The following is a 9,847-nucleotide window of genomic DNA, read 5'->3' on the forward strand; positions in this document are numbered from 1 at the left end:
CACCCGCCCCGGACCCCCGCTGGGCGACTTCTCGGCGACACCTGAGTGTCAGTCGGCGACAGTAGGGTGGGGGGTATGGCCGATCCCTCCAGCTACCGCCCGAAGCCGGGTGAGATCCCGGAGTCTCCGGGGGTGTACAAGTTCCGCGACGAGCACCGGCGGGTGATCTACGTCGGGAAGGCCAAGAGCCTGCGCCAGCGGCTGGGGAGTTACTTCCAGGATCTGGCCGGACTGCATCCCCGGACCCGGACGATGGTGACGACCGCGGCGTCCGTGGAGTGGACCGTGGTGTCCACGGAGGTCGAGGCGCTCCAGCTGGAGTACTCCTGGATCAAGGAGTACGACCCGCGGTTCAACGTGAAGTACCGGGACGACAAGAGCTACCCGTACCTCGCGGTGACGATGAACGAGGAGTACCCGCGGGTCCAGGTGATGCGGGGTCAGAAGAAGAAGGGCGTGCGGTACTTCGGGCCGTACGGGCACGCGTGGGCGATCCGGGACACGGTGGACCTGCTGCTGAGGGTGTTCCCGGTGCGGACGTGCTCGGCGGGCGTGTTCAGGAACGCGGCGCGGACGGGGCGGCCCTGTCTGCTGGGCTACATCGGGAAGTGCTCGGCGCCGTGCGTGGAGAAGGTCTCCGCCGAGGAGCACCGCGAACTGGCCGAGGAGTTCTGCGACTTCATGACCGGCCGGACGGGTACGTACCTGCGCCGGCTGGAGAAGCAGATGATGGCGGCGGCCGACGAGATGGAGTACGAGCGGGCGGCCCGGCTGCGCGACGACATCGAGGCGCTCAGGAAGGCGATGGAGAAGAGCGCGGTCGTGCTCGCGGACGCGACCGACGCCGACCTGATCGCCGTCGCGGAGGACGAGCTGGAGGCGGCCGTCCAGATCTTCCACGTCAGGGGCGGCCGGGTGCGCGGCCAGCGCGGCTGGGTCACCGACCGGGTGGAGGCGGTGACGACCGCGGGCCTCGTGGAGCACGCCCTCCAGCAGCTCTACGGCGAGGAGACCGGGGACGCGGTCCCCAAGGAGGTCCTGGTCCCCGCGCTGCCGGACCCCGTGGAGCCGGTCCAGGAGTGGCTGACCGGCAGGCGCGGCGCCGCCGTCTCCCTGCGCATCCCGCAGCGCGGCGACAAGCGGGCCCTGATGGAGACGGTCGCGCGCAACGCCCAGCAGGCCCTCATCCTGCACAAGACGAAGCGCGCCTCCGACCTCACGACCCGCTCCCGCGCGCTGGAGGAGATCGCCGAGGCCCTCGGCCTGGACAGCGCGCCCCTGCGCATCGAGTGCTTCGACATCTCCCACCTCCAGGGCGACGACGTCGTGGCCTCCATGGTCGTCTTCGAGGACGGCCTGGCCCGCAAGAGCGAGTACCGCCGCTTCCAGATCAAGGGCTTCGAGGGCCAGGACGACGTCCGGTCCATGCATGAGGTGATCACCCGCCGCTTCCGCCGCTACCTCGCGGAGAAGGAGCGCACCGGCGAGTGGACCGACGAGGACACGACAACCGACGGCGGCGACACGGCAGCGGGCACCGACAGGGCAACCGGCCCCGACACCCCGATCGGCAACGCCCCCGTCGGCAACGCCTTCACCGAGGAAGACGGCCGCCCCAAGAAGTTCGCCTACCCCCCGCAACTCCTCGTGGTCGACGGCGGCCAGCCCCAGGTCGCGGCAGCGAAACGCGCCCTCGACGAACTCGGCATCGACGACATCGCCGTCTGCGGGCTCGCCAAGCGCCTGGAGGAGGTCTGGCTCCCGGACGACGACGACCCGGTGGTCATGCCACGCACCAGCGAGGGCCTGTACCTTCTGCAACGCGTGCGCGACGAGGCGCACCGGTTCGCGATCACGTATCAGCGCACCAAACGGGCCAAGAGGTTCCGCGCGGGCCCGCTGGACGACGTACCGGGACTCGGCGAGACCCGCAAGCAGGCGCTGATCAAGCACTTCGGCTCGGTGAAGAAGCTGCGTTCCGCGACGATCGACCAGATCTGCGAGGTCCCGGGCATAGGCCGCAAGACGGCCGAGACCATCGCCGTGACTCTCGCACAGGCGGCCCCGGCGGCACCCGCCGTCAACACGGCCACGGGAGAGATCATGGAAGACGAAGTGCGCGAAGAACGCGAGGAACGGGGACAGGAGCCATGAGCGAGCACGAGAAGCGTCAGGAAGAAGAACAGGTGAGTACCGAGACACCGGCGCCCGGGATCCCCGACGCGGCGATCCCCGAGCTGGTCATCATCTCCGGCATGTCGGGCGCCGGCCGCTCGACGGCCGCGAAGTGCCTGGAGGACCTCGGCTGGTTCGTCGTCGACAACCTGCCGCCCGCCCTGATCCCCACCATGGTGGAGCTGGGCGCCCGCTCGCAGGGGAACGTCGCGAGGATCGCCGTCGTCGTGGACGTCCGCGGCCGGCGTTTCTTCGACAACCTCCGCGAGTCCCTCGCCGACCTGGAGTCCAAGCACGTCACCCGCAGGATCGTGTTCCTGGAGTCCTCGGACGACGCGCTGGTGCGCCGCTTCGAGTCGGTGCGCCGCCCGCACCCCCTCCAGGGCGACGGCCGCATCGTCGACGGCATCGACGCCGAGCGCGAGCTGCTGCGCGAGCTGCGCGGGGACGCCGACCTGGTGATCGACACCTCCAGCCTCAACGTCCACGAGCTGCGCGCCAAGATGGACGCCCAGTTCGCGGGCGAGGAGGAGCCGGAGCTGCGGGCCACGGTCATGTCGTTCGGCTTCAAGTACGGCCTCCCCGTGGACGCCGACCTGGTCGTCGACATGCGCTTCCTGCCCAACCCCCACTGGGTCCCGGAGCTGCGCCCCTACACCGGCCTGAACGAGGAGGTCGCGGCGTACGTCCTCGGCCAGCCCGGCGCGAAGGAGTTCCTCGACCGGTACGCCGAACTCCTCCAGCTGATTGCCGCGGGCTACCGTCGTGAGGGCAAGCGGTACGTGACCATCGCCGTCGGCTGTACGGGCGGCAAGCACCGGTCCGTGGCGATGTCGGAGAAGCTCGCCGCGCGACTCGCGGCCGAGGGCGTGGAGACGGTGGTCGTGCACCGGGACATGGGACGGGAATGACAGGACGTACTCCGCGGCTGGGCCGGCTGCGCAGGGGGGTGCCCGAGGGGCAGTCGGGCCGGGCGGGGCGGCCGGTCGAGGCGCGCGGGGCGAGACCGCGCCGCAGGGGCGCGCAGCCCAAGGTGGTCGCGCTCGGCGGCGGCATGGGCCTGTCGGCCTCGCTCGCCGCGCTGCGCCGGATCACCGGCGACCTCACGGCCGTCGTCACCGTCGCCGACGACGGCGGCTCCAGCGGCCGGCTGCGGGACGAGCTGGGCGTGCTCCCGCCCGGCGACCTGCGCAAGGCGCTCGCCGCGCTGTGCGGGGACGACGACTGGGGCCAGACCTGGGCCAGGGTCGTCCAGCACCGCTTCCAGTCGCAGGGCGAGATCAACGGCCACGCGGTCGGCAACCTCCTGATCGTCGCCCTGTGGGAGCAGCTCGGGGACCATGTCCAGGCCCTCGACCTGGTCGGCAAGCTCCTCGGGGCGCACGGCAGGGTGCTGCCGATGTCGGCGGTGCCGCTGGAGCTGGAGGCCCTCGTCAAGGGGCACGACCCGGCGCGGCCGGACGAGGTGGACACCGTACGCGGGCAGGCGACGGTCGCGCTGACGCCCGGCGAGGTGCAGTCCGTGCACCTCGTGCCGCACGACCCGCCCGCCGTGCCGGAGGCCGTGGAGGCCGTCCGGGACGCCGACTGGGTGGTTCTGGGCCCCGGGTCCTGGTTCTCCTCCGTGATGCCCCATCTGCTGGTCCCGGAGCTGGTGGAGGCCCTGACGCAGACGAAGGCGCGCCGGGTGCTCTCGCTGAATCTCGCCCCCCAGCCGGGCGAAACCGACGGGTTCTCACCGCAGCGTCATTTGGAGGTTTTGGGGCGACACGCCCCTAAACTCGCCCTGGACGTGGTGCTGGCCGACGAGGCCGCCGTGCCCGACCGCGATTCCCTGACCGACGCCGCCAAACCGTTCGGCGCCGCGGTCGAGCTGGCGCCGGTGGCCCGGCCCGACGGGACTCCGCGGCACGACCCGGAGCTGCTGGCCGCCGCGTACGACCGTATTTTTCGGATGCATGGAAGGATCGGCCCATGGCGATGACGGCAGCGGTGAAGGACGAGATCTCCCGGCTCCCCGTCACCCGGACCTGCTGCAGAAAAGCGGAGGTCTCGGCCATCCTGCGGTTCGCCGGCGGCCTGCACCTGGTGAGCGGGCGGATCGTGATTGAGGCGGAGCTGGACACGGCGATGGCGGCCCGCCGGCTCAAGCGGGACATCCTGGAGATCTTCGGGCACAGCTCGGAGCTGATCGTGATGGCGCCCGGCGGGCTGCGCAGGGGTTCGCGGTACGTCGTGCGCGTGGTCGCCGGCGGCGATCAGCTCGCGCGCCAGACGGGCCTCGTGGACGGGCGGGGCCGGCCGATCCGGGGGCTCCCCCCGCAGGTCGTCTCCGGGGCCACCTGCGACGCCGAGGCGGCCTGGCGCGGGGCCTTCCTGGCACACGGCTCGCTCACCGAGCCGGGCCGCTCCTCCTCCCTCGAAGTGACCTGCCCGGGCCCCGAGGCCGCGCTCGCCCTGGTCGGCGCCGCCCGCAGGCTCTCCATCGGGGCGAAGGCCCGCGAGGTGCGGGGCGTGGACCGGGTCGTCGTCCGCGACGGCGACGCGATCGGGGCGCTGCTGACCAGGCTCGGCGCGCACGAGTCGGTGCTGGCCTGGGAGGAGCGCCGGATGCGGCGCGAGGTCCGCGCCACCGCGAACCGCCTCGCCAACTTCGACGACGCGAACCTGCGCAGGTCGGCGCGGGCGGCCGTCGCCGCCGCCGAGAGGCTCGCCTCCGTCCAGGCCATCGACCTCCGGGACACGATCCCCCAACAGGCACCGGCCTCCGAACGCGGCGTCAACTCCCGCACGTCCACGACCACTTACCCCGGACCGGGCAAGGACACCCCGGCGAAGAACCCGTACCTGCCGACCTTCGAGACGGGCGCCGTCGACTTCGTACGGCAGCACCCGAAGGCGGACGGCCGGGGAGTGACCATCGGCCTCCTCGACACGGGCGTCGACCTCGACACCCCGGCCCTCCAGAGGACGACGACCGGTGAGCGCAAGATCGTCGACTGGGTGACCTCCACGGACCCGGTCATCGACGGCGACGGCACCTGGCTGCCGATGACCGCCCCGGTCACCGGGCCGACCTTCGACTACAGCGGGAAGACCTGGAAAGCCCCGGTGGGCTCCTACCGGATCGGCGTCTTCCACGAGTCCGCGACCGCGCAGGGCAAGGTCACGGACACACCGGGCCACTCCGACGGCGACGTGAACCGCGACGGCGACACGACCGACACGTTCGGCGTCCTGTACGACCCGGCGGCGGGCACGGTCACCGTCGACGTGAACGGCGACGGCGACTTCACCGACGACACGCCGATGAAGCCGTACAAGGACGGCTACCAGATCGGCCACTTCGGCACCGACGACCCGGCCACGCCGATCGTCGAGCGCCAGCCGTTCGTCGTGCAGATCCGCAAGGACGTGCCGATGGACCCGATGGGCGGCGACCGGGTCGGCAAGAAGGCCGACTTCGTCAACATCGGCCTCGTCTCCGGTTCGCACGGCACGCATGTGGCCGGGGTCATGGCCGGTCACGGCCTGTTCGGCGGCAGGATGGACGGCGCCGCTCCCGGCGCGAAGATCGTCTCGTCGCGGGGCTGCGCCTTCCTGACGTCCTGCACCAACACGGCCATCACCGAGGGCATGATCGACCTCGTCGCCAACCATGGCGTCGACCTGGTCGAGATGACCATCAGCGGCCCCCTGGCGCTCAACGACGGCAACGACGTCTTCTCCACGGTGTACGACCGCCTGGTCGCCACGTACCACATCCCGATCGTCGTCCCCTCCGCCAACACCGGCCCCGGCGCCAACTCCACCGGGGACCTGAGCGCCGGTGACGGGGTCATCGCCGTGGGCGCGAGCGTCTCCCGCGCGACCTACGCCGCCAACTACGGCGCCGCCGTGGCCCGTCCCGCCCAGGTGTTCACCTTCTCCGGGCGCGGCCCCGCCGAGGACGGCGGTCTCGCGCCGGCCCTCGTGGCTCCGGGGGCCGCAGTCAGCACGATCCCGGCCTGGATGCCCGGCTCGTCCGTCGCCGAGTCGGGGTGGAAGCTGCCGCCCGGCTACGCGATGTACAACGGCACCTCGCTGTCGTCCCCGCAGGCGGCGGGCGCGAGCGCGCTGCTGCTGAGCGCCGCGAAGCAGAAGGGCATCGCGATGACGGCCAAAAAGCTGCGCACGGCGCTGACCTCGACCGCCCGGCACATCGCGGGAGTCCAGGCGTACGAGGAGGGCGCCGGCCTCATCGACGTACCCGCCGCGTGGAAGGCGATCGAGGCGGGTGCCGACGCCCACGACTACACGGTGAAGGCCCCGGTCTCCACCGTGCTCGCCGGGAAGCTCAAGACGCCGGGCTTCGGCCGGGGCGTCTATGACCGCGAGGGCGGTCTGAAGGCGGGGCAGAAGAAGACGTACGCCATCACCGTCACCCGCACGTCCGGGCCGTCCGGCTCGCTCCCCCACGTCCTGCGCCTGGTCAACGACAAGGACCGCACCTTCTCGGTCGTCGGCCCGCAGCGGGTGGATCTGCCGCTCGGCAAGCCGGTCACCGTGAAACTCCGAGCCGCCCCGAGGAGCGCGGGCATCAAGAGCGTGCTCCTGGACGTCGACGACCCCCGCACACCGGGCGTCGACAAGCAGATCCTCGACACCGTCGTCGTCTCCACACCGCTGCACTACACCTTCAGCGCCTCGGACTCGGTGCAGCGCGCCTCGTACAAGTCGTACTTCGTGACCGTCCCGCCGGGGACGAAGTCGCTGGAGATCGCGCTCGGCGGGCTGAAGGAGGGCAGCAAGACGTTCTTCACGGCCGTCGACCCGACCGGCATCACCGTCGCGGACGACGACCCGGACACGGCCCTGCCCGCCTCCGCCGATCCCGTGCCCGGCGTCTGGGAGATCACGGTCGACGCGCGCCGCAAGTCGGCCTCGCTGGACAACCCCTACGAGCTGAAGGTGTCCGCGTTCGCCGCGTCCTTCGACCCGGCGCCGCTGACCGTGCCGGAGGCCGGGCTCGGCAAGCCCGTCGCCACCTCCTGGACGCTGACGAACCGGATGGCGGCGGTCGACGGTCGGCTGGTGAGCGACGGGCTCAGTTCGTCGCGGACGACGCGGCCGGTCATCGCGGACGGCGCCACCCAGCGCAGCACGGTCGAGGTGCCCGAGGGCGCCACCTCGCTGGACGTCTCCATCGGGGGCGCCGCCGACCAGGCGGCCGACCTCGACCTGACGGTCCTCGACGCGCGGGGCAATGTCGTCGGCCAGTCCGGGAGCCCCACCGCCGACGAGTCCGTCTCCCTGGCGAACCCGGCGGCCGGCACGTACACCGTCGAGGTCCACGCCTACCGCGTCCCGTCCGGCTCGACCGCGTACGACTACCACGACGTGTTCTTCTCCTCCGTGCTCGGGAAGGTCACCGTGGACTCCTCGACGCCGGTGAAGCTCGGCACAGGCGGTTCGGCGAAGGTGCCGGCGACCGTCACGGTGGCGGCAGCGGCGGCCGAGGGCCGTGAACTCGTCGGCGTGGTACGGCTGGTGAACACCCGTGAGACAACCGTGGGTACGGGCGAGGTGATCGTGCGGAAGGTCACGCCGTAGGCGCTACGACGTGGCGGGGGCGGGTGTCCGGTACCTCGGACGGCCGCCCCCCTTCTTTATTCGGTACGGCGCATTTGGGGGCGCTCCGCGTTGGTGACGGCCCGCAGGGCCCATTCGACCGGGCCGTAGCGGTAGCGCGTGAGCCAGCGCCGGCTCAGCTCCAGTTGCACCGCGAAGATCGCGGCGGCGACGAGCGGTACGGCCGCCGGTGGGGTGTCCCCGGTCAGTCCGAGGCCGATGCCGGTGAAGATCAGCACGCCCAGCAGGGACTGGGTGAGGTAGTTCGACAGGGCCATCCGGCCGGCCGGGGCGAGGAGTTGTGCCAGCCGGTCGCCGCGCGGGGTGGTGAACAGGCGCAGCAGGGTGGCCGCGTAGGCGCCGGCCAGGAGCGGCGCGGTCAGGATGCACACCGCCACCCCGGCCGGGTTCACGGTGCCGCCGCCGAGCGCGAAGACCAGCGCGCCGGCGAGCCCGACCGGGTAGCCGAACAACTCCAGGCGGCGCAGCAGGGCCGCGTGCTCGCGGGCCCCGTGGGCGAGGAACTCCCGTCGTCCGGCGGCCAGTCCGACGAGGAACGCGGCCAGCGAGAGCGGGCCCTGCACCGCGAGGCTCGCGGCCATCACGGGCAGCGAGCGCAGGTGTTCGCCGATCACCGAGCCGGGGCCGCCGGCGAGGGCGTCGGTCGAGGCGCGGCCGTCGGCGAGCGCGGCGGCTTCGTCGGGGACCAGGTCGAAGCCGCCCAGCGCGGCCACGGCCAGCCCGGCCGCCATGAGCGTGAAGATGGCCCCGGCGGTGATGAGCGCGGTCCTCGGGCGGATGCGGTGCACGGCGAGCAGGACGAGGCCGAGCAGGGCGTAGGTGGTGAGGATGTCGCCGTGGAAGAGCAGCACCGCGTGCAGGCCGCCGAGGACGAAGAGCCCGCCGAGCCGGCGCAGGAACCGGGCGGTGAAGTTCGCGCCGGCCCGGCTCGCGGAGGCCAGTTGCAGGGTGAAGCTGTAGCCGAACAGGAAGGAGAACAGCAGGTAGAACTTCATCTCGAACAGCAGCCGGGTCACGAACTCGGCGACGTGGTCGAGCCAGGAGCCGTGCGCCGGGTCGGCGACGAGGTGGAACGGGTAGCCGGAGGCGAAGAAGACGAGGTTCACGACGAAGATGCCGCCCAGCGCGAACCCGCGCAGCGCGTCGACGTCCAGTAACCGGGGTGGGGTGCGCTTTTCCGTGCGCTTTTCCGTTCTCTTTTCCGTCATGCGAGAACGCTAGGAACGGCGCGGGCACGGTACGAGCCGGTACACCCGAGGTTCTCCGGTGGGGCAGGCCCCCGCAGGCCCCCGCAGGCCCCCGCAGGCGCCGGGGGCTCAGCCGCAGAGCCTGCGGTAGGGGGCGTCGGGGATGTACGTCTGCCAGCGCTCCGGCGTCAGGCCGGCTCCGCCGGCGCGTGCGCAGACCGTGCGGACCGCTGTGCGCGGGTCGACGGTGTAGCGCTGGAGGGGGACGTGGGCGCCGCCCGCGTACAGGGTGGTGCCGTCGCCGCTGAAGGCCAGGGTCTGCACGGCCTCGCCGGGGGTGGTGAGGGGGGCGCCGAGGGGCTGCTGGGTGCCGGTGTCCCACAGCTGGAGGGTGCCCGCGCTGCCGCCGACGGCGAGGGTGGTGCCGTCGGGGCTGAAGGCGAGGGCGCTGACGGATTCCGGGGTGCTGTCGAGGGACGGCGGGAAGGCGTTGCGCAGGATGCCGGCGCGCCGCCACAGCCGCCCGTCCCACAGGGCGACGCGGCCGGTGCCGGCGCCCGCGGCGAGCCGGTTGCCGTCGGGGCCGAAGGCGAGGGTGGTGATCTCCTCGCCGAGGACGAGGTCGCGGTCGGCCGGGGGGCCGGCCGGCAGGACGGTGGCCCGGTTGTCGCCGACGAGGAGCCGGCCGTCGGGGCTGACGGCCAGGGCGGGGCCGGGGAGGCCGTGCAGGACGCGGGTGCGGCGGGCGGTCGCCGTGTCCCAGACCTCGGCCTGGAGGTTGCCGGAGGACTCGATGCGCACGGCGTGGACGGTGCGCCCCTCGGGGCCCAGGGCGAGGGCGACGACGGGCTCGG

General features: G+C 72.3%; 6 protein-coding genes. 4 read left to right on the top strand and 2 right to left on the bottom strand.

The window, feature by feature from the left end; genetic code table 11:
• The first annotated feature begins 75 nt into the window (after window positions 1–75).
• From uvrC to whiA, 4 genes are read left to right on the top strand one after another with little or no spacing between them, the layout of a single operon-like run.
• Window positions 76–2,154, top strand: a complete 2,079-nt coding sequence (gene uvrC, locus AOK24_RS26515) for an excinuclease ABC subunit UvrC (RefSeq protein ID WP_055722584.1) — start codon at window positions 76–78, stop codon at window positions 2,152–2,154.
• Entirely contained in the window at window positions 2,151–3,086 is a 936-nt protein-coding gene (gene rapZ / locus AOK24_RS26520; RefSeq protein WP_055722585.1) for an RNase adapter RapZ, read from the top strand. Before uvrC ends, rapZ begins: the two co-directional genes overlap by 4 nt.
• Window positions 3,083–4,159: a gluconeogenesis factor YvcK family protein gene (locus AOK24_RS26525; protein WP_055722586.1), complete on the top strand. Its 1,077-nt coding sequence runs from the start codon at window positions 3,083–3,085 to the stop codon at window positions 4,157–4,159. The genes rapZ and AOK24_RS26525 overlap by 4 nt, the downstream gene beginning before the upstream one ends.
• Window positions 4,150–7,767 (top strand): DNA-binding protein WhiA, encoded by a 3,618-nt coding sequence (whiA, locus tag AOK24_RS26530; RefSeq protein WP_079056998.1) that lies wholly within the window; start codon window positions 4,150–4,152, stop codon window positions 7,765–7,767. The genes AOK24_RS26525 and whiA overlap by 10 nt, the downstream gene beginning before the upstream one ends.
• 56 nt (window positions 7,768–7,823) lie before the next feature.
• Here whiA and AOK24_RS26535 read toward each other — a convergent pair whose 3' ends face one another.
• Window positions 7,824–9,014 carry a DUF418 domain-containing protein gene (locus AOK24_RS26535; protein WP_055722587.1) on the bottom strand — a complete coding sequence of 397 codons (1,191 nt, stop codon included), beginning with the start codon at window positions 9,012–9,014 and terminating at the stop codon, window positions 7,824–7,826.
• Between the two features lie 108 nt (window positions 9,015–9,122).
• Window positions 9,123–9,847, bottom strand: a 725-nt coding sequence (locus tag AOK24_RS26540; protein WP_420876695.1) for a WD40 repeat domain-containing protein, incomplete at its 5' end; no start/stop codon positions are given.

Origin of the sequence: Streptomyces niveiscabiei (assembly GCF_001419795.1) — a bacterium.
Classification (GTDB): domain Bacteria; phylum Actinomycetota; class Actinomycetes; order Streptomycetales; family Streptomycetaceae; genus Streptomyces; species Streptomyces niveiscabiei.